Raw genomic sequence first — 26,743 nt, 5'->3', positions numbered from 1 at the left:
TGACAACCACTTCAAGAGGATTATGAGCATGGCAGAAATCACTGCAGCCCTGGTTAAAGAACTGCGCGAGCGTACTGGCCTGGGCATGATGGAGTGCAAGAAGGCACTGGTCGCCGCTGAAGGCGATATCGAGAAGGCCATTGACGACATGCGCGCTGCTGGCGCCATCAAGGCTGCCAAGAAGGCTGGCAACATTGCCGCCGAAGGCTCCATCGCCGTCAAGATCGCTGCCGACGGCAAAGCCGGCATGATCATCGAAGTCAACTCGCAGACCGACTTCCTGGCTCTGCAGGACGATTTCAAAGGCTTCGTGGCTGCCAGCCTGGACAAGGCTTTCGCCGACAACCTGACCGACGCCGCGCCGCTGATCGCCGCTCAGGAAGAAGCTCGCCTGGCCCTGGTTTCCAAGTGTGGCGAGAACGTCAACATTCGTCGCCTGACTCGTGTTGAAGGCGACGTGGTGGGTTCCTACCTGCACGGCCACCGTATCGGTGTGCTGGTTGTGCTCAAGGGCGGTAACGCCGAGCTGGCCAAGGACATCGCCATGCACGTAGCTGCCAGCAACCCGGCTGTTCTGAGCCCGGCTGACGTTTCCGAAGAACTGGTGGCCAAAGAGAAGGAAATCTTCCTGCAGCTGAACGCCGACAAGATCGCTGGCAAGCCGGAAAACATTGTTGAGAACATGGTCAAGGGCCGTATCAACAAATTCCTGGCCGAAGCCAGCCTGGTCGAGCAGGCCTTCGTCAAGGATCCGGAAGTCAAGGTCGGTGACCTGGCCAAGAAAGCCGGTGCCGAAATCGTTTCCTTCGTTCGTTACGAAGTGGGCGAGGGCATCGAGAAGGCTGAAGTCGACTTCGCTGCCGAAGTCGCTGCGCAGGTTGCTGCTTCCCAGCAGTAAGCGACGCTTGCGGTAAAACGAAGAGGTCGCCCGCTCACGCGCGCGGCCTCTTTGTCAAAGTGGAGAAGGAAAACGGCTTCTCCCGGCAGGTGGCACTTCCTGCCGCTAGTCTGGTCCAACAGGCTGCCGTCATCGGCGCATCGGCGCCGCACAAATTCTAACGCCGCAGGAGAGATAGGCATGGCTCAGCAACTCGGTGGTCGCCAAGCGCGCTACAAACGCATTCTTCTCAAACTTAGCGGCGAGGCCTTGATGGGCACCGAGGAGTTCGGTATCGATCCCAAGGTGCTCGATCGTATGGCGCTGGAAGTCGGCCAACTGGTCGGTATCGGCGTGCAGGTCGGTCTGGTGATCGGCGGCGGCAACCTGTTCCGCGGTGCCGCGCTGTCGGCAGCCGGCATGGATCGGGTCACCGGCGACCACATGGGCATGCTGGCGACCGTGATGAATGCCCTGGCGATGCGCGATGCGTTGGAGCGCTCGAACATCCCGGCCATCGTCATGTCGGCTATCTCCATGGTGGGTGTGACCGATCACTACGATCGCCGCAAGGCCATGCGCCACCTGAAGACGGGCGAAGTGGTGATCTTCGCTGCCGGTACCGGCAATCCGTTCTTCACGACCGACTCCGCCGCCTGCTTGCGGGCCATCGAGATCGATGCCGATCTGGTGCTCAAGGCCACCAAGGTCGATGGCGTGTACACTGCCGATCCGTTCAAGGATCCCAATGCGGAAAAATTCGAGCGCCTGACCTATGACGAGGTGCTGGATCGCAAGCTGGGTGTGATGGACCTGACGGCCATTTGCCTGTGCCGCGACCACAAGATGCCGCTGCGCGTCTTCAACATGAACAAGCCCGGCGCCCTGCTCAATATCGTGGTGGGTGGCGCCGAAGGAACCCTGATCGAGGAGGAAGCACAATGATCAACGAGATCAAGAAAGACGCTCAGGAGCGCATGGTTAAATCCCTGGAGTCGCTGGGCCGCAATCTGGCCTCCATTCGTACCGGTCGCGCGCATCCCAGCATCCTGGACAGCGTCAAGGTGCCTGCGTACGGCAGTGATATGCCATTGAACCAGGTCGCGGCGATCAGTGTGGAAGACGCGCGCACGCTGAAGATCGTGGCGCACGACAAGACCCTGAGTGCGGCGATCGAAAAAGCCATCATGACCTCCGATCTCGGCCTGAACCCGAGCAGTGCCGGCACCACCATTCGCGTGCCGATGCCGGCGCTGACCGAGGAGACTCGTCGTGGCTACACCAAGCAGGCGCGTGGCGTTGCCGAGGACGCCAAGGTGGCGGTGCGCAACGTGCGTCGCGATGCGCTGGCCGAGCTGAAGAAACTGTCCAAGGACAAGGAAATCAGCGAAGACGAAGAGCGTCGCGCAGCCGATGAGGTGCAGAAGCTCACCGACAAGTTCGTTGCCGAAGTCGACAAGGCGCTGGAAGCCAAAGAAACCGACCTGATGGCGGTGTGACGGCAGGCAAGGTCATGGACAAGACGCAGAAAAAGTCCGCGGCGATCGTGCCGCGGCATGTTGCCATCATCATGGATGGCAACAATCGCTGGGCGAAGAAGCGTCTGCTGCCAGGGGTGGCCGGGCACAAAGCGGGTGTCGATGCCGTGCGTGCGGTGATCGAGGTGTGCGCCGAGGCTGGCGTCGAAGTGCTGACCCTGTTTGCCTTCTCCAGTGAGAACTGGCAGCGTCCGGCGGACGAGGTCAGTGCTTTGATGGAGCTGTTCCTCGGTGCTCTGCGCCGAGAGGTACGCAAGCTGAATGATAATGGCATTCGTCTGCGCATCATCGGCGATCGCTCCCGTTTCCATCCCGAATTGCAGGCGGCAATGGCTGATGCCGAGGCGGCAACCGCCGGGCACACGCGCTTTGTTCTGCAGGTGGCGGCCAATTACGGTGGCCAGTGGGATATCGTGCAAGCCAGTCAGCAGCTGGCGCGCCGGGTCGCGGCCGGTGAGTTGGCAGTCGAGGCTATCGATGCCCATGCGCTGGAGCACTGCCTGTCCACGGCAGGTCAGCCGTTGCCGGACCTGTGCATTCGCACCGGTGGTGACCATCGCATCAGCAACTTTCTGCTCTGGCAGTTGGCCTATGCCGAGCTGTACTTTTCCGACCTGTTCTGGCCGGACTTCAAGCACGAAGCCATGCGCAAGGCGCTGGCCGACTTTTCTACCCGCCAGCGTCGCTTTGGCAAGACCAGCGAGCAGGTGGAGGCCGAGGCGCGTTCCCAATGCTGAAACAACGAATTCTAACGGCGCTGGTGCTGCTGCCCATCGCCCTCGGCGGTTTTTTTCTGCTCGATGGTGGCTGGTTCGCGCTGTTCATCGGCGCGGTGGTGAGCCTGGGAGCCTGGGAATGGGCGCGGCTGGCAGGTTTTGCTGCGCAGCCTGTGCGGGTTGGTTATGCCGCACTGGTGGCAGGGGTGCTCTGGCTGCTGTATCAGCTGCCGTCGCTGGCGCCTGCGGTGCTGGGGCTGGCGCTGCTCTGGTGGCTGGTTGCGCTGGTCTTGGTGGTGGGGTATCCGCAGACCAGTCGTTTCTGGAGCGGTTCCTGGCAGCGTGTTGTGATCGGTTTGCTCTTGCTGCTGCCGGCCTGGCAGGGCTTGGTGCTGTTCAAGCAGTGGCCGCAGGGCAACTGGCTGATCCTGGCCGTGATGGTGCTGGTCTGGGGTGCCGATATCGGCGCCTATTTCGCCGGCAAGGCTTTTGGTAAGCGCAAGCTGGCACCGCAGGTTAGTCCGGGTAAAAGCTGGGAAGGTTTCTATGGCGGCATGGCCGCCAGTCTGCTGATCACCCTGGGGGTGGCAATCTACCAGGGGTGGTCTTCGCTCGATGTCGTGCTGGCAGTGCTTGGTGCGGCTGTCGTGGTGGCGTTTTCGGTGCTGGGTGATCTCAACGAGAGCATGTTCAAGCGTCAGGCCGGGATCAAGGACAGCAGCAATCTGCTGCCTGGGCATGGCGGCATCCTTGATCGGATCGACAGTCTGACCGCGGCGATTCCTGTGTTTGCCAGCCTGCTGTGGCTGGCTGGGTGGGCTGCGCAGTGAGCGTCGAGCTGATCAGTGTTCTAGGTGCGACCGGTTCCATCGGGCGCAGTACTCTGGACGTTCTGGCGCGCCATCCCGAGCGCTACCGGGTATTTGCCCTCAGTGGTTATTCGCGCCTGGCAGAACTCGAGCAGCTCTGTCTGCAGTATCGCCCGCAGTTTGCCGTGGTTGCAGATGAGGCTGCAGCGGCTGTGCTGCGGGACGGCTTGCGCGCGGCAGGTCTGGCGACCGAAGTGCTGGTTGGGGAGCAGGGCTTGTGCGATGTCGCCGCGCATGCGGACGTCGATGTGGTCATGGCGGCTATTGTCGGTGCTGCGGGGTTGTTACCCACTCTGGCGGCTGTGCGCGCTGGCAAGAAGGTCCTGCTGGCCAACAAGGAAGCGTTGGTGATGTCCGGGGCCTTGTTCATGCAGGCCGTGCGTGACAGCGGGGCGCAGTTGCTGCCGATCGACAGTGAGCACAATGCGATCTTTCAATGCCTGCCGATGGATTTTGCCGATGGCCTGGAACAGGTCGGTGTGCGACGCATCCTGCTGACTGCCTCAGGTGGTCCATTTCGCGAGCTGCCGCTGGAGCGGTTGGCCACCGTCACTCCGGAGCAGGCCTGCGCGCATCCCAACTGGTCGATGGGGCGCAAGATCTCGGTGGATTCGGCCAGCATGATGAACAAGGGGCTGGAACTGATCGAAGCCTGCTGGTTGTTCGATGCCCGGCCGGAGCAGGTCGAGGTGGTCATTCATCCACAGAGCGTGATCCATTCGCTGGTCGACTATGTCGATGGTTCGGTGCTGGCGCAACTGGGCAATCCGGATATGCGTACACCGATTGCCCATGCTCTGGCCTGGCCCGAGCGGGTGGCCTCCGGCGTAGCACCGCTGGATCTGTTCCGTGTCGGTCGCCTCGATTTCCAGGAGCCAGACCTAGAGCGGTTTGCCTGTTTGCGCCTGGCCCGCCAGGCCGCCGAGGCTGGCGGTAGCGCGGCGGCGCTGCTCAACGCGGCAAACGAGGTGGCGGTTGAGGCATTCTTGCATCGGCGCATCGGCTTTACCCAGATTGCCCAGCTCAACGAGTCGGTATTGAACTCGCTGCCGGCCACTCCGGTCGAAAGCCTGGAGGCGGTGCTGGCTGCCGATCGCTCTGCCCGCGAAGCGGCGCAGCAGTGGTTGGCGCGGCATTCCGGTTGAGTGGCGGAGGCAATATGAGCGGGCTCTACATGCTGTTCGGCACCCTGATTGCCTTGGGCGTGCTGGTGACTATTCACGAATTTGGCCACTTCTGGGTGGCACGACGCTGTGGCGTGAAGGTACTGCGCTTCTCTGTCGGTTTCGGTGCGCCCCTGCTGCGCTGGCATGATCGCCAGGGAACCGAATTCGTTATTGCCGCCATTCCGTTGGGCGGATACGTGAAGATGCTCGATGAGCGTGAGGGTGATGTGCCCGAGGCGCTGCTGGCCCAGGCCTTCAATCGCAAGAGCGTGCGGCAGCGCTTCGCCATTGTCGCGGCCGGGCCCTTGGCCAACTTCCTCCTGGCCATTGCCTTCTTCTGGATGCTGGCTCTGCTGGGTAGTCAGCAGGCGCGGCCGGTGATCGGCGCTGTGCTGCCGGGGGGGCTGGCGGAGCAGGCGGGTTTGCAGGTTGGGCAGGAAATTATTGCCGTCGATGGCGAGGCGACGCCCGGCTGGGCGGGCGTCAGCCTGCAGTTGATCCATCGTCTGGGGGAGTCCGGCGAGCTGGTGCTGCGCGTGCGTGAGGCGGGCGGCAGTCTGGAATCCGATGTCAGCGTGCCGCTGCGTGACTGGCAGAAGGGCGTGGATGAGCCTGATCCTCTCGCGGCGCTGGGGCTAAAACCCTGGCGTCCGCAGGTGCCGCCGGTGCTTGCTGATCTCGAGCCGCAGGGGCCTGCTGCTCTGGCTGGGTTGCGGGCCGGTGATCGTATTGTGGCGTTCAATGATCAGCCGGTTTCCGACTGGATGGCATTGGTCGAGTGGGTTCGTGCCCGTCCGGGGCAGACGGTCGCGGTGCGTTTTGAGCGTGACGGACTGGAGCAAACGGTATCGGTGACGCTGGCCGAGCAGGGCGCTGGTGACGGCCGGGTGGGCTTCTTCGGGTCCCGTGTGCAGGGCTTCGAATGGCCAGCGGAAATGCTGCATGAAGTCAGCTTCGGGCCCGTGGATGCGCTGCCCGAAGCGCTGCGGCGAACCTGGTCGATGACCAGCATGACGCTGGTGTCGATCAAGAAAATGCTCGTTGGCGAGCTTTCGGTAAAAAACTTGAGCGGGCCAGTAACCATTGCTAAAGTGGCGGGCGCTTCAGCTGAGTCCGGTATTGCGGAGTTCCTGAATTTCCTCGCATTGCTGAGTATCAGTCTGGGTGTGTTGAATCTGCTGCCGATCCCGGTGCTGGACGGGGGGCACCTGATGTTTTATCTGGTCGAGTGGGTGCGTGGACGCCCTCTTCCTGAACGGGTGCAAGTCTGGGGGATGCAGGTCGGTATCAGTCTGGTAGTTGGGGTCATGCTGTTGGCCTTGTTCAACGACCTGAGCCGTCTGTAAGGCACAAACGAATTTCCAGTCTGCCGCTTTCGAGCGGCAGATTCTTTATTTGCTAGTTGGAACAAGAAAGGACTTCATGAAACGTCTGCTCCTGCCTGCGGCGCTCTCCGCGTTGATGATCGCCGAAGTTCACGCCGAGTCCTTCACCATCTCCGATATTCGCGTCAACGGATTGCAGCGGGTCTCCGCCGGCAGCGTATTTGGTGCCTTGCCGCTTAACGTTGGCGAACGTGTCGATGATCGCAGCCTGGTCAGCGCCACCCGTGCTCTGTTCAAGACCGGCTTCTTCCAGGACATCCAGCTTGGCCGCGACGGCGACACCCTGGTGGTGACTGTGGTCGAGCGCCCATCGATTTCCACCATCGAAATCGAAGGCAACAAGGCGATTACCACTGAAGACCTGCTCAAGGGCCTGAATCAGTCCGGCCTTGAAGAGGGTGAAATCTTCCAGCGCGCCACGCTGGAAGGCGTGCGTAACGAATTGCAGCGCCAGTACGTTTCGCAAGGACGGTACTCGGCCGAGATCGAAGCGGAAGTGATTCCGCAGCCGCGCAACCGTGTAGCGCTGAAAATCAATGTCAACGAAGGTACGGTTGCAGCCATCCAGCACATCAACGTGGTGGGCAATACCGTCTTCTCGGATGAAGATCTGGTCGACCTGTTCGAACTGAAGACCAGCAACTGGCTGTCGTTCTTCAAGAATGACGACAAGTATGCTCGTGAGAAGCTGTCCGGCGACCTGGAACGCCTGCGCTCCTACTATCTGGATCGCGGCTATATCAACATGGATATTTCCTCGACCCAGGTATCCATTACTCCGGACAAGAAACACGTCTACATCACAGTCAACGTCGATGAAGGCGAGAAGTACAAGGTCAGTGCCGTCAAACTGTCCGGTGACCTCAAGGTGCCGGAAGATGACGTCAAGTCGCTGCTGCTGGTCAAAGAAGGCCAGGTGTTCTCGCGCAAGGTCATGACCACTACCTCGGAGCTGATCACCCGGCGCCTGGGTAACGAGGGTTACACCTTTGCCAACGTCAACGGCGTGCCCCAGGCCAACGATGATGACAACACCGTGGCCATCACCTTCGTGGTCGATCCGGGCAAGCGTGCCTACGTCAATCGCATCAACTTCCGTGGCAACACCAAGTCCGAGGACGAAGTGCTGCGCCGTGAGATGCGCCAGATGGAAGGCGGCTGGGCGTCGACCTACCTGATCGACCAGTCCAAAACCCGCCTTGAGCGTCTTGGCTACTTCAAGGAAGTGAACGTCGAGACTCCGGCGGTGCCTGGCACCGATGATCAGGTCGATGTGAATTACAGCGTGGAAGAGCAGCCTTCCGGCTCGATCACCGCTAGCGTTGGTTTCGCTCAGAATGCCGGCCTGATCCTCGGCGGTTCGATCAGCCAGAACAACTTCCTCGGTACCGGTAACAAGGTCAGTCTCGGCCTGACCCGCAGCGAATACCAGACCAGCTACAGCTTCGGTTTCGTTGACCCCTACTGGACCGTCGATGGTGTCAGCCTGGGCTACAACGCCTTCTACCGCACCACCGACTACGACGAACTGGATACCGACGTGGCCAGCTATGCCGTCGACAGCTACGGTGCAGGCATGAGCATCGGTTATCCGCTGAGCGAGATCTCTCGTCTTAACTTCGGTCTGACCGTCCAGCAGGACGACATCAACACCGGTATCTATACCGTCGATGAAATCATGGACTTCATCGACCAGGAAGGTGACAGCTACCTGAACTTCAAGGCTTCCGCCGGCTGGTCCGAGTCCACCCTCAACAAGGGCGTGCTGGCCACCCGTGGTTATTCGCAGAGTCTGATTCTGGAGACCACGGTGCCGGGCAGCGACCTGTCGTTCTACAAGCTCGACTACCGTGGCCAGCGCTTCTTCCCGCTAACCCAGAGCACGGCCTTCCGCTTCCATGCCGAACTGGGTTATGGCGACAGCTATGGTTCCACCAGCGAGCTACCGTTCTACGAACATTATTATGCCGGTGGTTTCAACTCGGTACGTGGCTTCGAGGACTCCAGTCTCGGCCCTCGCAGTACGCCGAGCAATATTGCCGGCGGTGGTCCGGATCAGAACGGCCGTTACACCGATCCGGATCAGGACCCGCTGCCCTTCGGTGGCAACGTGCTGGTACAGGGTGGTGTCGAATACCTGTTCCCGCTGCCGTTCATCAAGGATCAGCGCCAGCTGCGCACCGTGCTGTTCTACGATGTGGGTAACGTCTTCGATACCAGCTGTGGTCAGCAGCCTGATTGCCAGAATATCGACGCCGGTGAACTGGCCATGTCGGTGGGTGCCGGTCTGACCTGGATTACGGCCCTCGGTCCGCTGAGCTTCAGTCTGGCGATGCCGGTCAAGGAACCGGATAACGCGGATACCCAGGTCTTCCAGTTCTCCCTCGGTCAGACCTTCTAAGTGTGTTTGGCTCATTAAAACAAAAGTGTTTTGCAGGAGTGCATCGTGCGTAAGTTGACTCAAGTGGTTCTGTTCACCGCGGCTATGCTGGCCACCCCGGCATTCGCCGAAATGCGCATCGCGGTCCTCAACTATCAGATGGCTCTGCTTGAGTCGGGTGCGGCGAAGAAGTACGCCGTGGATGCCGAGAAGAAGTTCGGTCCGCAACTGAGCAAGCTGAAGACCCTCGAGTCGAGCGCCAAGAGCATTCAGGATCGCCTGGTCAAGGGCGGCGACAAGATGCAGCAGGCCGAGCGCGAACGCCTTGAGCTGGAATTCAAGCAGAAGGCTCGTGACTTCCAGTTCCAGTCCAAGGAACTCAACGAAGCCAAGGCCATTTCCGACCGCGACATGCTCAAGCAGCTCAAGCCCAAGCTGGACAAGGCTGTCGAGGAAGTGATCAAGAAAGGTGGTTATGATCTGGTGCTTGAGCGTGGTGCAGTAGTCGACGTCAAGCCGCAGTTCGACATCACCCGCCAAGTCATCGAGCGCATGAATCAGCTGCGTTGATCATGACGGCTCCGGTGTTCTCACTCGGCCAGTTGGCCGAGCAGCTTGGCGCCACCCTGCGTGGTGCCAGCGATATTCCCGTGCGTGGTCTGGCTTCGCTGCAGGAGGCAGAGGCGGATCAGCTGAGCTTTCTGGCCAACCCGCAGTACCGCAAGCACCTGCCTGCATGCCGGGCGGCAGCGGTGCTGCTGACTGAGGCCGATGCCGAGGGCTATGCCGGCAGCGCGCTGATCGTGGCCAATCCCTATCTGGCCTATGCTCGCCTGTCCCATCTGTTTGATCGCAAACCGCAGAGCGCTGCCGGGATTCATCCCACGGCGGTGGTTGCCGCTTCCGCTCAGGTCGACGCCAGCGCGTGCATCGGCGCCTACGCTGTCATTGAAGAAGCTGCCGTGATCGGCCCGCGCGTGACTGTCGGCGCGCATTGTGTGATTGGTGCGCGCAGTTCGATTGCGGCCGATGGCTGGCTGGCTCCGCGGGTCACCCTGTACCACGATGTCCGGATTGGTGAGCGTGTCGTCATCCAGTCGGGGGCTGTGCTCGGAGGCGAAGGTTTCGGCTTCGCCAATGAGAAGGGTGTGTGGCAGAAGATTGCCCAGATCGGCGGCGTGACCATTGGCGACGATGTCGAGATTGGCGCCAATACCACCATCGACCGTGGCGCGCTGGCCGATACGCAGATCGGCAATGGCGTGAAGTTGGACAACCAGATCATGATTGCGCACAACGTGCAGATCGGTGATCACACCGCCATGGCCGGTTGTGCCGGCATTTCCGGTAGCACCAAGATCGGCAAGCACTGCATGATCGCCGGCGGCGTCGGGATGGTTGGACACATCGAAGTCTGCGACAACGTCTTTGTCACCGGCATGACCATGGTGACTCGCTCGATCACTGAACCGGGTGCCTATTCGTCCGGTACGGCCATGCAGACCGCCTCTGACTGGAAGAAGAGCGCCGCGCGCATTCGCCAGCTCGACGACATGGCCAAGCGTCTGAAACAGCTGGAGAATCGTCTGGCTGCCGTGACCCCGAACGGTGACGCCTCATCTGATGCCTGATACGCGCCAGATGGCTTTCCTTTTCTGATACAGGCTCTCCCCGATCATGATGGACATTAACGAAATTCGCGAATACCTGCCGCACCGCTACCCGTTCCTGCTGGTAGACCGTGTGGCTGAGCTGGATGTTGAAGGCAAACGCATTCGCGCCTACAAGAATGTCAGCATCAACGAGCCTTTCTTCAACGGTCACTTTCCGCAGCATCCGATCATGCCGGGTGTGCTGATCATTGAGGCCATGGCGCAGGCAGCCGGCATTCTCGGCTTCAAGATGATGAATGTGAAACCGGCCGATGGAACCCTCTATTATTTTGTGGGTTCCGACAAGCTACGCTTCCGCTCGCCGGTGACCCCGGGTGATCAGTTGGTCCTGGAGGCTAGCTTCATCAGCGCCAAGCGCAGCATCTGGAAATTTGCCTGCCGGGCCACCGTGGACGGCAAGGAAGTCTGTTCGGCCGAAATCATCTGTGCGGAACGCAAACTATGAGTTTGATTGACCCTCGCGCCATCATCGATCCGTCGGCCAGGCTGGCGGATGACGTTCAGGTCGGCCCCTGGTCGATCATCGGGCCAGATGTGGAAATCGGCGAGGGTACCGTGGTTGGCCCCCATGTGATCATCAAGGGGCCGACGGTCATTGGTAAGCACAATCGTATCTACCAGTTTTCCTCGGTAGGCGAGGATACCCCCGACCTCAAGTACAAGGGTGAGCCTACCCGTCTGGTGATCGGCGATCACAACGTGATTCGCGAAGGCGTGACCATTCACCGCGGCACTGTTCAGGACCGTGCCGAGACCACCATCGGCGATCACAACCTGCTGATGGCCTACGTGCATGTTGGGCATGACAGTGTCATCGCCAATCACTGCATCCTGGTCAACAATACCGCGCTGGCCGGTCATGTGTGGGTCGATGACTGGGCGATCCTGTCCGGTTTCACCCTGGTCCATCAGTTCTGCCGTATCGGTGCGCACAGTTTCTCCGGCATGGGCACCGCCATCGGCAAGGACGTGCCGGCCTACGTCACCGTCTTCGGCAATCCGGCCGAGGCACGCAGCATGAACTTCGAGGGCATGCGCCGCCGGGGCTTCTCTGCCGAGGCTATTGCCGCCTTGCGTCGTGCTTACAAGATCGTCTACCGCCAGGGGCTGACGGTCGAGCAGGCCATGGCCGAGATGGCTGATTCTGCTGCCGAGTTCCCGGAAGTGGCGGTATTCCGCGATTCGATTCTGGCTTCTACCCGCGGCATCACCCGCTGAGTTTCCCATGAGCAAATTGCGTGTTGCGCTGGTCGCCGGTGAAGCGTCCGGCGATATCCTGGGTGCTGGCCTGATGCAGGCCTTGCGTGAGCGGCATGCCGATATCGAGTTCATCGGTGTGGGTGGCCAGTTGATGGAGGCTCAGGGGCTGCGCTCCTACTTTCCCATGGAGCGTCTCTCCGTGATGGGCCTGGTCGAGGTGCTCGGCCGACTGCCCGAACTGCTGGCGCGGCGCAAACGCCTGATCCGCACCCTGATCGAAGAGAAACCCGATGTGTTCATCGGTATCGATGCGCCGGATTTCACCCTCAACATTGAATTGAAGTTGCGTCAGGCTGGCATCCGTACCGTGCACTATGTCAGCCCGTCCGTCTGGGCCTGGCGGCAGAAGCGGGTGTTGAAGATTCGCCAGGGCTGCGACCTGATGCTCTGCCTGTTTCCCTTCGAGGCGCAGTTCTACCTGGAACATGAGATGCCTGTGCGCTTTGTCGGTCATCCGCTGGCCAACAGTATTCCCATGCAGGCGGACAAGCTGGCCGCACGACAGGCCCTTGGCCTGGATGCCGAGGACTGTGTGGTCGCGCTGATGCCAGGCAGTCGTGGCGGTGAGGTGGCCAAGCTGGGCGCTTTGTTCCTCGATGCCGCCGAGCGCCTGCGCAGTCTGCGTCCGGGGGTGCGTTTCGTGCTGCCGTGTGCCAATGCCGAGCGTCGCAGGCAGATTGAGGATCTGCTCAGCGAGCGCAGCTTGCCGCTCCTGCTGCTTGATGGCCGTTCCCATGAAGCGCTGGCCGCTTGCGATGCCGTGCTGATCGCTTCGGGTACGGCGACCCTTGAAGCCTTGCTGTTCAAGCGGCCGATGGTGGTGGCTTATCGCGTGGCAAATCTGACGTACCGCATCCTGCGTCGCCTGGTGACGAGTCCGTACGTCTCGCTGCCGAACTTGCTGGCCGGGCGCATGTTGGTGCCGGAACTGCTGCAGGAGGCCGCGACCCCTGACGCGCTGGCGGAAACCATGGCCACCCTGTTGCTGGATGGCGCCGCGCAGACCCGCGGCTTCGATACCATTCACCGCGCCTTGCGTCAGGATGCTTCGGCTCAGGCGGCCGATGCCGTGCTGCAACTGGTGCGTAGCTGATGCAGTTGGGATTGGATTTCACCCTGGTCGAAGAGCTGGTGGCGGGTGTCGACGAGGTCGGCCGCGGGCCGCTCTGTGGCCCGGTCGTTACCGCCGCGGTGATTCTCGACCCGGCACGACCGATTCTCGGTCTCAACGATTCGAAGAAGCTCAGCGAGGCCCGGCGCGAAAAGCTGTTCGACGAGATTCGCGAGAAGGCGCTGGCCTGGTGCATTGCCCGCGCCGAGGTGGAGGAGATCGACCAGCTGAATATCCTGCATGCCACCATGCTGGCCATGCAGCGCGCGGTGGAGGGCTTGTCGGTGACCCCGCGCCTGGCGCTGATCGATGGTAACCGCTGTCCCAAACTGGCTGTACCCAGCGCACCGGTAGTCAAGGGTGACAGCCAGGTGCCGGCGATTGCGGCGGCCTCGATTCTGGCCAAGGTCAGTCGTGACCGAGAAATGGCCGAGCTGGATGATCTCTATCCGGGCTACGGCATGGCCGGGCACAAGGGCTATCCCACGCCGATACACCTGGAGGCCCTGCGTCGTCTTGGCGCCACGCCGATTCATCGGCGCTCCTTTGCCCCGGTGCGACAGGTGCTGGAAGACAGAGAATAGCGTCGTGTCGTTTCCCCCCGAGGCCCGGTACAATCCGGGCCTTGTCGTTTTACCCAGCAAGGGCTGCTCATGACCGTTTCCTTCGTTCACCTCCGGCTGCACAGCGAATTTTCCCTGGTGGATGGTCTGGTTCGGGTCAAACCGCTAATCAAGGCGGTGGCGGCGGCGGGTATGCCGGCGGTGGCCATCACCGATCAGAGCAACATGTGCTCGCTGGTCAAGTTCTACAAGGCGGCCATGGGCGGCGGGGTCAAGCCGATCTGTGGTGCCGATATCTGGCTGGCCAGCAACAGCGAAGACGGCCCGCTAACCCGCATGACCCTGCTGGCGATGAACGCCCAGGGCTATCGCAATCTCACCGAGCTGGTGTCTCGCGGTTGGACCGAAGGGCAGAGCAACGATCTGGTGATCATCCAGCGCGACTGGGTGAAAGAAGCGGCCGAGGGCCTGATCGCCCTGTCCGGCGCCAAGGAGGGCGAGATCGGCCTGGCCCTGCTCGGCGGCGACCTGGCCCTGGCCGAGAACCTGCTGGCCGAATGGCAGGCGGTATTCCCCGAGCGTTTCTACCTGGAGCTGCAGCGCACCAGCCGCGTTGGCGACGAAGAGCATGTGCATGCAGCGGTAGCCCTGGCCGAGCGCTGTGGTGCGGCGCTGGTGGCGACCAACGATGTGCGCTTCCTCAAGCAGGGCGACTTTGAGGCCCACGAGACCCGCGTGTGCATCGGCGAAGGGCGCAGCCTGGATGACCCAAGGCGGCCGCGCAATTACTCCGATCAGCAGTACCTCAAGTCGCCGGCCGAGATGGCCGAGCTGTTCAGCGACATTCCCGAGGCGCTGGAAAATACCGTGGAAATCGCCAAGCGCTGCAATATCGAGGTGCAGCTGGGCAAGTACTTCCTCCCGGACTTCCCCACGCCCAACGGCATGAATATCGACGACTACTTGCGCCATGCCTCCTATGAAGGTCTGGAGGAGCGCCTGCAGGTATTGCTGCCCACGGACACGCCGGATTACGAGGCGAAGCGGCAGGTCTATGTCGATCGTCTGGAGTTCGAGCTGGGCACCATCATCCAGATGGGCTTTCCCGGCTACTTCCTGATCGTGATGGACTTCATCAAGTGGGCGAAGAACAACGGCGTGCCGGTCGGTCCTGGCCGTGGTTCGGGTGCCGGTTCTCTGGTTGCTTACGTGCTGAAGATTACCGACCTCGATCCGCTGGCCTATGACCTGCTGTTCGAGCGCTTTCTCAACCCCGAACGGATTTCCATGCCCGACTTCGACGTCGACTTCTGCATGGACGGCCGCGACCGGGTCATCGATTACGTGGCCGAGGCCTACGGGCGCAACGCCGTCAGCCAGATCATCACCTTCGGCACCATGGCGGCCAAGGCGGTGGTCCGCGACGTGGCGCGGGTGCAGGGCAAGTCCTATGGTCTGGCCGATCGTCTGTCGAAGATGATTCCCTTCGAAGTCGGCATGACCCTGGAAAAAGCCTACGAGATGGAGGAGCCGCTGCGCGACTTCCTCAAGACCGACGAGGAGGCTGCGGAAATCTGGGAGATGTCGCTAAAGCTCGAGGGCATCTGTCGCGGCACAGGCAAGCACGCCGGGGGCGTGGTAATCGCGCCGACCAAACTGACCGACTTCTCGCCGATTGCCTGCGATGAGGAAGGCGGTGGCCTGGTCACCCAGTTCGACAAGGATGACGTGGAAGCGGCTGGCCTGGTCAAGTTTGACTTCCTCGGCCTGCGCACCCTGACCATCATCAAGTGGGCGATGGAGACCATTAACCGCGAGCAGGCCAAGCAGGGCCTGCCGGATCTGAACATCGACTTCATCCCGCTGGATGACAAGCCGACCTACCAGATGCTGCAGAAGGCGGAAACCACCGCGGTGTTCCAGCTGGAATCGCGCGGCATGAAGGAGCTGATCAAAAAGCTCAAGCCGGACTGCCTGGAAGACCTCATCGCTCTGGTGGCGCTGTTCCGTCCCGGCCCGCTGCAGTCGGGCATGGTGGATGACTTCATCAACCGCAAGCACGGCCGTGCCGAGGTGTCCTACCCGCACCCGGATTACCAGTACGCCGGTTTGGAGCCGGTGCTCAAACCGACCTACGGCATCATCCTGTACCAGGAGCAGGTGATGCAGATTGCCCAGGTGATGGCCGGCTACACCCTTGGCGGTGCGGACATGCTGCGCCGGGCCATGGGCAAGAAGAAGCCCGAGGAGATGGCCAAGCAGCGCGGCGGCTTTATCGAAGGCTGCGCCAATAACGGCATCGATGCGAATCTGGCGGGTAACATCTTCGATCTGGTGGAGAAGTTCGCCGGTTACGGCTTCAACAAGTCGCACTCGGCCGCGTACGGTCTGGTTTCCTACCAGACCGCCTGGCTCAAGGCGCACTACCCGGCGCCGTTCATGGCCGCCGTGCTGTCGGCGGATATGCACAACACCGACAAGGTGGTGATCCTCATCGAGGAGTGCCGCAGCATGAAGCTGCGCCTCGATGCGCCGGACGTGAATACCTCCGAGTTCAAGTTCACCGTCAACGACGACGGCCGCATTGTTTACGGCCTCGGTGCGATCAAGGGGGTCGGCGAGGGGCCGGTGGAGGCGATCAGCGAGAGCCGAGCCTCCGGCGGGCCGTTCAAGGATCTGTTCGACTTCTGCGCGCGGGTCGACCTCAAGCGCATCAACAAGCGCACCCTGGAAGCGCTGATTCGCTCCGGTGCGCTGGATCGTCTGGGACCGCATTATCAGGATGAGCTCAAGGCCTACCAGGCCACGGTCAACCTCAATCGCGCCGTGTTGCTGGCGGCCATGGAAGAGGCCATCGCCGCCGCCGAGCAAACGGCGCGTAGCCATGACAGCGGTCACATGGACCTGTTTGGTGGGGTGTTCGCCGAGCCGGAGGCTGACGTGTATGCCAATCACCGGCGCACCCGTGAGTGGACGCTCAAGGAGCGCCTGCGTGGCGAGAAGGAAACCCTCGGTCTGTACCTGACCGGTCATCCGATCGACGAATACGAAGGCGAGGTGCGGCGTTTTGCCCGCCAGCGCATCATCGATCTGAAACCGGCACGCGATACCCAGACCGTCGCCGGTCTGATCGTCAACCTGCGGGTGATGAAGAACAAGAAGGGCGACAAGATGGGCTTCGTCACCCTGGACGACCGCTCCGGGCGTATCGAGGCGTCGCTGTTTGCCGATGCGTTTGCCAGCAACCAGGCGCTGTTGCAGAACGATGCGCTGGTGGTGATCGAGGGCGAGGTCAGTCAGGACGATTTCTCCGGTGGCCTGCGCCTGCGCGCCAAGCGCGTCATGGGATTGGAAGAGGCGCGCACGGCGCTGGCCGAGAGCCTGCGTGTGCGTGTCACACAGGACGCGCTTAAGCCCGATCGCCTGCGCTGGCTGGGCGAGCTGCTCGGCAAGCACAAGGGTGCCTGCCCGCTCAGCGTCGACTATGCCGGCAGTGAGGCCAAGGCCCTGCTGCAGCTGGGCGAGCAGTGGCGGATCGATCCGGCCGACAATCTGATTCAGGCGTTGCGTGACCAGTTCGGCAAAGACAACGTCTTTTTGCACTACCGCTAGGTCAGGGACGAGAGTCCCGGCCCTGCTCGACCGCATGCGCACGATCCCTTAAGGTAGTTACCTCAAGCTCGTGCGCGACACGGACAGGGCGTCACCGCCCACAGCCAGACGGATGCTTATGAACCCGAATTTCCTCGATTTCGAACAGCCGATTGCCGAACTGCAAGCCAAGATCGAAGAGCTGCGCCTGGTCGGCAATGACAATGCGCTGAATATCAGTGACGAGATCGCCCGTCTCGAAGACAAGAGTCGCAGTCTGACCAAGAGCATCTTCGACAATCTGAGCAGCTGGCAGATTGCCCAGCTGGCCCGGCATCCGCGTCGACCCTATACCCTCGATTACATCGACCTGATCTTTACCGAGTTCGACGAACTGCATGGTGACCGGCATTTCTCCGACGATGCCGCCATTGTCGGTGGTATTGCCCGTCTGGAAGACCAGCCCGTGATGGTTATCGGCCACCAGAAGGGCCGTGAGGTGCGTGAGAAGGTGCGGCGCAACTTCGGCATGCCGCGCCCGGAAGGCTACCGCAAGGCCTGTCGTCTTATGGAAATGGCTGAGCGTTTCAAGCTGCCGATCCTCACCTTCATCGACACGCCGGGTGCTTATCCGGGCATCGATGCCGAGGAGCGCAATCAGAGCGAGGCGATTGCCTGGAACCTGCGGGTCATGTCGCGTCTGAAGACGCCGATCATCGCCACCGTAGTGGGTGAGGGCGGCTCCGGCGGTGCATTGGCCATTGGTGTCTGCGACCGTCTGAACATGCTGCAGTACTCCACCTATTCGGTGATCTCGCCGGAAGGTTGTGCCTCGATTCTGTGGAAAACTGCGGAAAAAGCCCCGGATGCGGCTGAGGCCATGGGCATTACGGCCGAACGTCTGAAGGGGCTGGGCATCGTTGACAAGGTAGTCGGCGAGCCGCTTGGCGGCGCGCATCGCGATCCGCAGGCGATGGCCGATGCATTGCGCAAGGAGTTGCTGGCGCAGCTCAAGGTGCTGAACAAGCTCGATAGCGCCGATCTGCTGGCGCGTCGTTACGAGCGCCTGATGAGCTATGGCGTGGCGTGATCGCTTTGAGTTTCAACACAACGGGCCTGCGGGCCCGTTGTTGTTTTAAGCTTGGCCAATGAACCGTCTCGAACAATCCTTGCTGTCCGTCCTTCAGCCCTGGTGCCAGGCTCCGGGGTGGCTGCTGGCCTTCTCCGGTGGGCTGGACTCCACGGTGCTGCTGCATCTGCTGGCTGGTCTGCGCCGACATCATGCTTTGCCGCCGCTGCGGGCGTTGCATGTCGGTCATGGTCTTCAGGCTGTCGCGGCGCAGTGGCCGGAACATTGCGCCGCAGTGTGTGCGCAGCTCGGCGTGCCGTTCCGGTCGGTTGCTGTGCAGGTGGCGGAAGGCGCGAGCATTGAACGGGCTGCCCGCCAGGCCCGCTATGCGGCGCTGGCTGCCGAATTGGCCCCAGGTGAAGTGCTGCTGACGGCCCAGCACGGCGATGATCAGGTGGAAACCGTACTTTTTCGCCTGCTGAGAGGTGCCGGTGTGCGCGGGCTGGCAGGCATGCCAGTGCAGCGTGCGTTCGCGAGTGGTCATTTGCTGCGGCCTTTACTCGGCTGTACGCGTGGCGAGCTGGGGCGCTATGCCAGTGAACATCAGCTGCGCTGGGTTGAGGATCCGAGCAATGCCGATACCCGCCTGAGTCGCAATTATCTGCGTCATGCGGTGCTGCCTTCGTTGCGCGAGCATTGGCCGGCGCTGGACGGCAACCTGCAGCGCACGGCGCGTCAGCTGCGCGAGGCGGATGAGCTGCTCGGCGAACTGGCCGAGCAGGACCTTGCCTCAGCCAGGCTTGCTCCTGAATCGCCCTGGCAGGCATTGCCGTCGCTCCTGCTCGCGCCTTTGCGTGGCCTCAGTGAGGCCCGTCAGCGCAACGCCCTGCGTCACTTTCTCGCGCCGCTGACCTTGCTGCCGGATGAGCGGCACTGGGCTGGCTGGTGTTCGCTGCGCGATGCACAGGCGAGTGCCCGGCCAATCTGGCGTCTGCATGGCGGCGAGCTGCATCGATCTGACGAACGGTTGTGGTGGCTCAGTGGGGACTGGCTGCAGCAGCCCGCTGCCGGGTTGCCTTGGCAGCATCAGGCGCCGGTGCTGGAGCTGCCAGGTAATGGCCGGCTGCGTTGGTCGGGCGAAGCTCCGTCTGGCTCGTTGCGTGTGGCCTATCGTCGGGGCGGAGAGAGCCTGGTTCACCCTCAGCGCGGTCGGCGCGACCTCAAACGCCTGCTCAACGAAGCGCGCATCCCGGTTTTTGCCCGCGACCGCTTGCCGCTGCTGTACGCGGGCTCCGAGCTGCTGGCGGTGGCTGCCCTGCCAGGCTATGACCGCGTAGGCGGGGAGGGCACGCAACTGCTGTGGGAGCCGCCGACGAGTGACGTGGGTTTGAGCTGGTAGGGGCTTTCCGGTAGACTACGCTCCCGTCTTATGTTGCTCCCGCTGAACCCTCAGGTCAGTGGGTGTTTTCAATTGCGAGCGGCATCGCAATCGGGGCCCCGCCCCACGCTTTTCCCCGGCGGCCTATCGCCTAAACACAGACTTCTAGGGTTTTTCATGACGCGCTACATCTTCGTCACGGGTGGTGTTGTTTCTTCATTGGGGAAAGGCATCGCCTCAGCTTCCCTGGCGGCGATCCTGGAGGCGCGGGGCCTGAAGGTCACCATGCTCAAGCTCGATCCGTACATCAACGTCGATCCGGGCACCATGAGTCCGTTCCAGCACGGTGAAGTGTTCGTCACCCAGGATGGTGCCGAGACCGACCTCGATCTGGGTCACTACGAGCGCTTCATCCGCACCACCATGACCCAGAACAACAACTTCACCACCGGTCGTGTGTACGCCGATGTGCTGCGCAAGGAGCGCCGGGGTGATTACCTGGGCGCCACCATCCAGGTGATTCCGCACATCACCGACGAGATCAAGCGCCGCATCATCAAGGGTGCCGGCGATGCCGACGTGGCCATGGTCGAGATCGGTGGCACCGTGGGTGACATCGAGTCGCAACCATTCCTCGAGGCGATCCGTCAGTTGCGTGTCGAAGTGGGTGCCAAGCGCGCCATGCTCATGCACCTGACCCTGGTGCCGTACATCGCCACCGCCGGTGAGACCAAGACCAAGCCGACTCAGCACTCGGTCAAGGAACTGCGCTCCATCGGTCTGCAGCCGGACGTGCTGATCTGCCGCTCCGACCATGAGATCGACCTGTCCTCACGCCGCAAGATCGCCCTGTTCACCAACGTGGAAGAGCGTGCGGTGATCGGGCTGGAAGACGTCGACACCATCTACAAGATTCCGTCGGTACTGCATGCTCAGGGCCTGGATGACTTTGTCGTCGAGCGCTTTGGTCTGCAATGCCAACCGGCCGACCTCTCCGAGTGGGACCGCGTGGTGGATGCCAAGCTGAACCCGGAGAAGGAAGTCACCATCGCCATGGTCGGCAAGTACATGGAGTTGCTGGATGCCTACAAGTCGCTGATCGAAGCGATGAGCCATGCCGGCATCCAGAACCGTACCAAGGTCAACCTGCGCTATATCGATTCCGAAGACATCGAGAATCAGGGCACCGACCTGCTGGCCGGTGTTGACGCCATCCTCGTGCCGGGCGGCTTCGGTCTGCGTGGCGTGGAAGGCAAGATCCGCACCGTGCAGTACGCCCGCGAGAACAAGATCCCCTACCTGGGTATCTGCCTGGGCATGCAGGTGGCGGTCATCGAATACGCTCGTAACGTGCTGGGCTGGGCCGATGCCAACTCCACCGAGTTCGACACCAGCAGCGAGCATCCGGTCGTCGGCCTGATCACCGAGTGGCAAGACGTGACCGGCGCGGTGGAAACCCGTGACGAAGGCTCCGATCTGGGCGGCACCATGCGTCTTGGCGCCCAGGACTGCCAACTGATGGCCGGCACCCATGTGCGCGAGTGCTATGGCAAGGATGTGATCGTCGAGCGTCACCGTCATCGCTACGAGGTCAACAACAACCTTCTGCCGCAGTTGCAGCAGGCCGGCCTGAAAGTCACCGGTCGCTCTGCCGATGGCGCGCTGGTCGAGGTGGTCGAGGCGCCGGATCATCCGTGGTTCGTGGCTTGCCAGTTCCACCCGGAATTCACCTCTACCCCGCGTGACGGTCATCCGCTTTTCAGCGGCTTCGTCAAGGCTGCGTTGAAACAAGCCGGCAAGGCATAAGGCGCAGGTCATGGCACAGAAGATCATCAAGGTCGGCAATATCGAGATTGCCAACGACAAGCCGCTGGTGCTGTTCGGTGGCATCAATGTCTTCGAATCGCGCGAGCTGGCCATGCGGGCTTGTGAGGAATACGTACGGGTCACCGACAAGCTCGGCATCCCCTACGTGTTCAAGGCCAGTTTCGACAAGGCCAACCGCTCCTCGATCACCTCCTTCCGTGGCCCGGGCCTGGAAGAGGGCATGAAGATCTTCGAGGAAGTGAAGAAGACCTTCGGTGTGCCGGTCATCACCGATGTGCATGAGCCTTACCAGGCTGCGCCGGTGGCCGAAGTTTGCGACATCATCCAGCTGCCGGCCTTCCTCTCGCGGCAGACCGACCTGGTGGTGGCCATGGCCAAGACCGGCGCGGTGATCAACATCAAGAAGGCCCAGTTCCTTGCGCCCCAGGAGATGAAGCACATCCTGGCCAAGTGCGAAGAAGCGGGTAACGATCAACTGATCCTCTGCGAGCGTGGTTCCTCCTTCGGTTACAACAACCTGGTGGTGGACATGCTCGGCTTCGGCATCATGAAGCAGTTTGAGTATCCGGTGTTCTTCGACGTGACCCATGCCTTGCAGATGCCGGGTGGTCGCGCCGATTCTGCCGGTGGTCGTCGTGCCCAGGTCACAGACCTGGCCAAGGCCGGTCTCAGTCAGGGTTTGGCGGGTCTGTTCCTTGAGGCCCATCCGGATCCGGACAACGCCAAGTGCGATGGCCCCTGTGCCCTGCGCCTGGACAAGCTGGAACCCTTCCTCACCCAGCTCAAGCAGCTGGATGATCTGGTCAAGAGCTTTGCGCCGATCGAAACCGCGTAACGCATTCGGCTGACGCATATTTCAACTGTTGGAGCTAACAAGAATGGCAAAGATCGTCGACATCAAGGGCCGTGAGGTTCTCGACTCCCGTGGCAACCCCACCGTAGAAGCCGATGTAATCCTCGACAACGGCATCATCGGCAGCGCCTGTGCGCCGTCCGGTGCTTCCACCGGTTCGCGCGAAGCGCTGGAACTGCGTGATGGCGACAAGAGCCGTTACCTGGGCAAGGGCGTGCTGAAGGCCGTGGCCAACATCAACGGCCCGATCCGTGACCTGCTGCTGGGCAAAGACGCTCGCGAGCAGAAGTCCCTCGACCTGGCCATGATCGATCTGGACGGCACCGAGAACAAAGGCAAGCTGGGCGCCAACGCCATCCTCGCCGTTTCCCTGGCCGCCGCCAAGGCTGCCGCGCAGGCCAAGGGCGTGCCGCTGTACGCACACATCGCCGATCTCAACGGCACCCCAGGCGTCTACTCGATGCCGGTACCGATGATGAACATCATCAACGGCGGTGAGCACGCCGACAACAACGTCGATATCCAGGAGTTCATGGTTCAGCCGGTTGGCGCCAAGACCTTCTCCGACGCGCTGCGCATGGGCACCGAGATCTTCCATCACCTGAAAGCCGTGCTCAAGGCCCGTGGCCTGAGCACCTCCGTAGGTGACGAAGGCGGCTTCGCGCCGAACCTGGCCTCCAACGAAGACGCCCTGGCCGCCATCGCCGAAGCTGTGGCCAACGCTGGCTACAAGCTGGGCACCGACGTGACCCTGGCTCTGGACTGCGCTTCTTCCGAGTTCTTCGATAATGGCCAGTACGACCTGGCTGGTGAAGGCAAGGTATTCAGCGCCGAAGGCTTCGCCGACTACCTGGCAGGCCTGACTCAGCGCTACCCGATTATCTCCATCGAAGACGGCATGGACGAGTCCGACTGGGCTGGCTGGAAGGTGCTGACCGACAAGATCGGTGACAAGGTGCAGCTGGTCGGTGACGACCTGTTCGTGACCAACACCAAGATCCTCAAGCGCGGCATCGAAGAGAAGATCGGCAACTCGATCCTGATCAAGTTCAACCAGATCGGCTCGCTGACCGAGACTCTGGAAGCCATCCAGATGGCCAAGGCCGCCGGCTTCACCGCCGTGATCTCGCACCGCTCCGGTGAGACCGAGGACAGCACTATCGCCGATCTCGCCGTAGGTACCGCTGCCGGTCAGATCAAGACCGGCTCCCTGTGCCGTTCCGACCGCGTGTCCAAGTACAACCAGCTGCTGCGTATCGAAGAGCAGTTGGGTGGCAAGGCTCCTTATAAGGGCCGCGCCGAGTTCCGCGGCTAAGCCGGGAATGGTAAAAAGGGCAGCGCAAGCTGCCCTTTTCATATGGATATTACTGCTGCGATGCCTAAAGCCCCGTACTGGCTGTTCGTTCTCCTGGTCCTGATCCTTGCCGGCCTGCAGTATCGCCTGTGGGTGGGTGACGGCAGCCTTGCCCAGGTGCAGGCGCTGCAACAGCAGATTGCCGAGCAGCAGGCTGAGAATGAGCAGCTGCTGGAGCGCAATCGCATCCTTGAAGCCGAGGTTCTGGAACTCAAGCAGGGTACCGAAACCGTCGAGGAGCGCGCCCGCCACGAACTGGGCATGGTCAAAGAGGGCGAGACCCTCTATCAGCTGGCTGAATGAGCGCTGTGACCCTTCCATCGTTCTGGGTTGTGATTCCGGCTGCCGGTATCGGTTCGCGCATGCGTGCCGACCGTCCCAAGCAATATCTGGTGCTGGCCGGCAAGACCATTCTCGAACATACCCTCGCCTGTTTTCTCGACTATCCCGGGCTCAGGGGCCTGGTGGTCTGCCTGGCTGAGGATGATCCCTACTGGCCGCAGTTGCCGGGTGCGCTTGATCCGCGCATCCAGCGCGCCAGCGGCGGAGCCGAGCGTGCCGACTCGGTACTCAGTGGCCTGCAGCGTCTGCATGAGCTGGGCGCCACGGCTGGTGACTGGGTGCTGGTGCACGATGCTGCGCGGCCCAATCTGGCTCGCTCCGATCTGGACCTGTTGCTCGCTGAACTGGCTGACGATGCCGTGGGTGGCCTGCTGGCCGTGCCGGCGCGCGACACGCTCAAACGCGCCGGCGCAGATGGCCGGGTTCGCGAAACGGTGGATCGCAGTGTGATCTGGCAGGCCTATACCCCGCAGATGTTTCATCTCGGCGCGCTGCAGCGCGCGTTGGCCGATGCTTTGGTGGCTGGGGTGGCGATCACCGATGAGGCTTCGGCACTGGAGTGGGCAGGGCAAGCGCCGCGCTTGATCGAGGGCCGCGCCGACAATCTCAAGGTCACTCGCCCGGAAGACCTCGACTGGCTACGCCGGCGCTGGGCCGACAAGCACTGAGGCTACTGGCCGGTATATTCGGGACGCTCTGATAGCCGCGTTTTCAGGTGATCGACCAGCAGACGGACCTTGGGCGACAGGTGACGTTGTTGCGGATACAGCGCCCAGACCGCGGTATGCGGTGGTCGGTGCTGGGGTAGCAGATCGATCAGTCGACCATCGCTCAGCGGACCACGCACGTAGTAATCCGGCAGCTGGCACAGGCCGAAACCCCGCAAGGCTGCATCCAGTACCGCCTCGCCGCTGTTGCAGCGCCAGTTGCCCTGCACCCGCAGGGCCAGTTCGCGGCCATCCTGCTCGAAACTCCATTGCTCGCTGCTGCCGACCAGGCAATTGTGCCGCGTCAGTTCCGACAGCGAGTGCGGGCGGCCATAGCGTTGCAGGTAGTCAGGAGCCGCACACAGATGCATGACCCGTGGCGCCAGGCGAGTCGCCACCAGGCGTGAGTCCTGCAGGCGTCCCAGGCGGATGGCCAGGTCCATGCCGTTCTGTAGCAGATCAAGGGTCTGGTTGCTCAGCTCGATCTCGACCCGCAACTGGTCATGATGGGACATGAACTCGTTGACCAGTGGTACGATGAAGCGCTCGCCGTAAGCCACGGCGCACGTCATGCGCAGCAGTCCCTTGGGCTCGCCGGCCAGATCGCCGACGGCGCGCAGGGCTTCCTCGCGGGCATCCTGCAGGCGCCGGCAGTGATGGAGAAAGGTCTGTCCGGCCTCGGTCAGGCTGACCTTGCGCGTGCTGCGGTAGAGCAGGCGGGTTTGCAGGCGTTCTTCCAGTTGAGCCACCTGACGGCTGACCTGGGAGTTGGACAACCCCAGGCGCTTGGCGGCGGCGCTGAACTGGCCGCATTCGGCCACGGCGACGAATTCATCCAGGCCTTCCCAGCGATTCATTGATTATCCCTGTATGGCAATAATGTTTTGCTTAGGTCTGGATTATTCATCAAATTTGCTTGATCTACACTTCCGGCCACTTTTGAACCGTGTGGAGTGCCGCTCATGATCAAGTCCCGTGCCGCCGTTGCCTTTGCCCCCAATCAGCCGCTGCAGATCGTCGAGGTCGATGTGGCGCCACCCAAGGCCGGTGAAGTCCTGGTCCGCATCGTGGCTACCGGTGTCTGCCATACCGATGCCTACACCCTGTCCGGCGAGGACAGCGAAGGGGTGTTTCCCTGCATTCTTGGTCACGAGGGGGGCGGTATTGTCGAGGCTGTAGGCGAGGGCGTGACCTCGCTGGCGGTGGGCGATCATGTGATCCCGCTGTATACCGCCGAATGCCGCCAATGCAAGTTCTGCACCTCGGGTAAAACCAACCTGTGTCAGGCCGTGCGCGCTACGCAGGGCAAGGGGCTGATGCCCGATGGCACCACGCGCTTCTCGTACAACGGTCAGCCGATTTATCACTACATGGGCTGCTCGACCTTTTCCGAATACACCGTGCTGCCGGAAATCTCCCTGGCCAAGATTCCCCAAGAGGCGCCGCTGGAAAAGGTCTGCCTGCTCGGCTGCGGGGTGACTACCGGCATTGGTGCCGTACTCAATACGGCCAAGGTCACCGAGGGTTCTACCGTGGCGATCTTCGGTCTGGGCGGCATCGGCCTGGCAGCCATCATCGGCGCCAAGATGGCCAAGGCCGGGCGCATCATCGCCATCGACATCAACCCGGCCAAGTTCGCCATTGCCACCGAGTTGGGTGCTACCGATCTGGTGAATCCGAATGATTTCGACAAGCCGATTCAGGATGTCATCGTCGAGATGACCGACGGCGGCGTCGATTACAGCTTCGAGTGCGTAGGCAACGTCAAGCTGATGCGCGCGGCGCTGGAGTGCTGCCACAAGGGTTGGGGCGAGTCGACCATCATCGGCGTGGCTGGCGCCGGGCAGGAAATCAGCACCCGGCCATTCCAGCTGGTGACCGGGCGGGTCTGGCGCGGTTCGGCATTCGGTGGCGTGAAGGGCCGTACCGAGCTGCCGGGCTATGTGGAAAAGGCGCAGAAGGGCGAAATCCCGCTGGATACTTTCATCACCCATAACCTGCCGCTGGACGAGATCAACCAGGCCTTCGATCTGATGCATGAAGGTAAAAGCATCCGCACTGTCATCCACTTCTGAGGTGCGGCC

The 26,743-nt window shown here is 61.7% G+C and carries 24 protein-coding genes; 23 read left to right on the top strand and 1 reads right to left on the bottom strand.

Features of this window, described 5'->3' with window-relative positions; translation table 11 throughout:
• The first annotated feature begins 28 nt into the window (after nucleotides 1–28).
• The 22 genes from tsf (at nucleotide 29) to ispD (ending at nucleotide 24,620) form a co-directional block, all read left to right on the top strand.
• Nucleotides 29–898, top strand: coding sequence for a translation elongation factor Ts (gene tsf, locus HNP49_RS07880; RefSeq protein ID WP_184682102.1), 870 nt, complete (start codon nucleotides 29–31; stop codon nucleotides 896–898).
• 180 nt (nucleotides 899–1,078) lie between these two features.
• The gene (gene pyrH, locus HNP49_RS07875) at nucleotides 1,079–1,822 is read left to right on the top strand and encodes a UMP kinase (protein WP_184682101.1); all 744 of its coding nucleotides are present in this window, start codon (nucleotides 1,079–1,081) and stop codon (nucleotides 1,820–1,822) included.
• Entirely contained in the window at nucleotides 1,819–2,376 is a 558-nt protein-coding gene (gene frr / locus HNP49_RS07870) for a ribosome recycling factor (protein WP_184682100.1), read from the top strand. Before pyrH ends, frr begins: the two co-directional genes overlap by 4 nt.
• A gap of 14 nt (nucleotides 2,377–2,390) precedes the next feature.
• Nucleotides 2,391–3,152: a polyprenyl diphosphate synthase gene (gene uppS / locus HNP49_RS07865; protein ID WP_184682099.1), complete on the top strand. Its 762-nt coding sequence runs from the start codon at nucleotides 2,391–2,393 to the stop codon at nucleotides 3,150–3,152.
• On the top strand, nucleotides 3,146–3,961 hold the full coding sequence (locus tag HNP49_RS07860) for a phosphatidate cytidylyltransferase (protein WP_184682098.1): 816 nt from the start codon (nucleotides 3,146–3,148) through the stop codon (nucleotides 3,959–3,961). The genes uppS and HNP49_RS07860 overlap by 7 nt, the downstream gene beginning before the upstream one ends.
• A complete protein-coding gene (gene ispC, locus HNP49_RS07855; RefSeq protein WP_184682096.1) occupies nucleotides 3,958–5,145 on the top strand; it encodes a 1-deoxy-D-xylulose-5-phosphate reductoisomerase in 1,188 nt (395 codons plus the stop codon). The genes HNP49_RS07860 and ispC overlap by 4 nt, the downstream gene beginning before the upstream one ends.
• Nucleotides 5,146–5,159: 14 nt before the next feature.
• Nucleotides 5,160–6,512, top strand: a complete 1,353-nt coding sequence (gene rseP / locus HNP49_RS07850) for an RIP metalloprotease RseP (RefSeq protein WP_184682095.1) — start codon at nucleotides 5,160–5,162, stop codon at nucleotides 6,510–6,512.
• 76 nt (nucleotides 6,513–6,588) lie between these two features.
• The gene (bamA, locus tag HNP49_RS07845; protein WP_184682093.1) at nucleotides 6,589–8,952 is read left to right on the top strand and encodes an outer membrane protein assembly factor BamA; all 2,364 of its coding nucleotides are present in this window, start codon (nucleotides 6,589–6,591) and stop codon (nucleotides 8,950–8,952) included.
• A 45-nt stretch (nucleotides 8,953–8,997) separates the two neighbouring features.
• Nucleotides 8,998–9,501, top strand: a complete 504-nt coding sequence (locus HNP49_RS07840) for an OmpH family outer membrane protein (protein WP_184682091.1) — start codon at nucleotides 8,998–9,000, stop codon at nucleotides 9,499–9,501.
• A gap of 2 nt (nucleotides 9,502–9,503) precedes the next feature.
• A complete protein-coding gene (gene lpxD, locus HNP49_RS07835; RefSeq protein WP_221445130.1) occupies nucleotides 9,504–10,562 on the top strand; it encodes a UDP-3-O-(3-hydroxymyristoyl)glucosamine N-acyltransferase in 1,059 nt (352 codons plus the stop codon).
• A gap of 46 nt (nucleotides 10,563–10,608) precedes the next feature.
• Complete coding sequence (gene fabZ / locus HNP49_RS07830) at nucleotides 10,609–11,049, top strand: 3-hydroxyacyl-ACP dehydratase FabZ (protein ID WP_184682089.1); 441 nt, start codon at nucleotides 10,609–10,611, stop codon at nucleotides 11,047–11,049.
• On the top strand, nucleotides 11,046–11,822 hold the full coding sequence (lpxA, locus tag HNP49_RS07825) for an acyl-ACP--UDP-N-acetylglucosamine O-acyltransferase (RefSeq protein WP_184682087.1): 777 nt from the start codon (nucleotides 11,046–11,048) through the stop codon (nucleotides 11,820–11,822). The genes fabZ and lpxA overlap by 4 nt, the downstream gene beginning before the upstream one ends.
• 7 nt (nucleotides 11,823–11,829) lie before the next feature.
• Entirely contained in the window at nucleotides 11,830–12,957 is a 1,128-nt protein-coding gene (lpxB, locus tag HNP49_RS07820) for a lipid-A-disaccharide synthase (RefSeq protein WP_184682086.1), read from the top strand.
• Nucleotides 12,957–13,559, top strand: a complete 603-nt coding sequence (gene rnhB, locus HNP49_RS07815) for a ribonuclease HII (RefSeq protein ID WP_184682084.1) — start codon at nucleotides 12,957–12,959, stop codon at nucleotides 13,557–13,559. The genes lpxB and rnhB overlap by 1 nt, the downstream gene beginning before the upstream one ends.
• A gap of 69 nt (nucleotides 13,560–13,628) precedes the next feature.
• Nucleotides 13,629–17,150, top strand: coding sequence for a DNA polymerase III subunit alpha (gene dnaE / locus HNP49_RS07810; RefSeq protein ID WP_184682083.1), 3,522 nt, complete (start codon nucleotides 13,629–13,631; stop codon nucleotides 17,148–17,150).
• Between the two features lie 118 nt (nucleotides 17,151–17,268).
• A complete protein-coding gene (locus tag HNP49_RS07805) occupies nucleotides 17,269–18,219 on the top strand; it encodes an acetyl-CoA carboxylase carboxyltransferase subunit alpha (RefSeq protein ID WP_184682079.1) in 951 nt (316 codons plus the stop codon).
• Nucleotides 18,220–18,277: 58 nt separating this feature from the next.
• The gene (gene tilS, locus HNP49_RS07800) at nucleotides 18,278–19,597 is read left to right on the top strand and encodes a tRNA lysidine(34) synthetase TilS (RefSeq protein ID WP_184682076.1); all 1,320 of its coding nucleotides are present in this window, start codon (nucleotides 18,278–18,280) and stop codon (nucleotides 19,595–19,597) included.
• Nucleotides 19,598–19,753: 156 nt separating this feature from the next.
• Nucleotides 19,754–21,382, top strand: a complete 1,629-nt coding sequence (locus HNP49_RS07795; protein WP_184682066.1) for a CTP synthase — start codon at nucleotides 19,754–19,756, stop codon at nucleotides 21,380–21,382.
• A gap of 10 nt (nucleotides 21,383–21,392) precedes the next feature.
• Nucleotides 21,393–22,238, top strand: a complete 846-nt coding sequence (gene kdsA / locus HNP49_RS07790; protein ID WP_184682064.1) for a 3-deoxy-8-phosphooctulonate synthase — start codon at nucleotides 21,393–21,395, stop codon at nucleotides 22,236–22,238.
• A gap of 43 nt (nucleotides 22,239–22,281) precedes the next feature.
• Nucleotides 22,282–23,571 (top strand): phosphopyruvate hydratase, encoded by a 1,290-nt coding sequence (gene eno / locus HNP49_RS07785; RefSeq protein ID WP_184682063.1) that lies wholly within the window; start codon nucleotides 22,282–22,284, stop codon nucleotides 23,569–23,571.
• 60 nt (nucleotides 23,572–23,631) lie between these two features.
• Nucleotides 23,632–23,913: a cell division protein FtsB gene (gene ftsB, locus HNP49_RS07780; protein ID WP_095939465.1), complete on the top strand. Its 282-nt coding sequence runs from the start codon at nucleotides 23,632–23,634 to the stop codon at nucleotides 23,911–23,913.
• Entirely contained in the window at nucleotides 23,910–24,620 is a 711-nt protein-coding gene (ispD, locus tag HNP49_RS07775) for a 2-C-methyl-D-erythritol 4-phosphate cytidylyltransferase (protein ID WP_184682061.1), read from the top strand. Before ftsB ends, ispD begins: the two co-directional genes overlap by 4 nt.
• A 2-nt stretch (nucleotides 24,621–24,622) precedes the next feature.
• Here ispD and HNP49_RS07770 read toward each other — a convergent pair whose 3' ends face one another.
• Nucleotides 24,623–25,516 carry a LysR family transcriptional regulator gene (locus HNP49_RS07770; RefSeq protein WP_184682059.1) on the bottom strand — a complete coding sequence of 298 codons (894 nt, stop codon included), beginning with the start codon at nucleotides 25,514–25,516 and terminating at the stop codon, nucleotides 24,623–24,625.
• A gap of 105 nt (nucleotides 25,517–25,621) precedes the next feature.
• Here HNP49_RS07770 and HNP49_RS07765 point away from each other — a divergent pair, with 105 nt between their 5' ends.
• Nucleotides 25,622–26,734 (top strand): S-(hydroxymethyl)glutathione dehydrogenase/class III alcohol dehydrogenase, encoded by a 1,113-nt coding sequence (locus tag HNP49_RS07765; RefSeq protein WP_184682057.1) that lies wholly within the window; start codon nucleotides 25,622–25,624, stop codon nucleotides 26,732–26,734.
• The last annotated feature ends 9 nt before the right edge of the window (nucleotides 26,735–26,743 follow it).

Source organism: Pseudomonas fluvialis, assembly GCF_014207935.1.
Taxonomy (GTDB): domain Bacteria; phylum Pseudomonadota; class Gammaproteobacteria; order Pseudomonadales; family Pseudomonadaceae; genus Aquipseudomonas; species Aquipseudomonas fluvialis_A.
The sequence above is the reverse complement of the archived record's forward strand: the minus strand, read 5'-3'. Positions and strand labels throughout refer to the sequence as shown.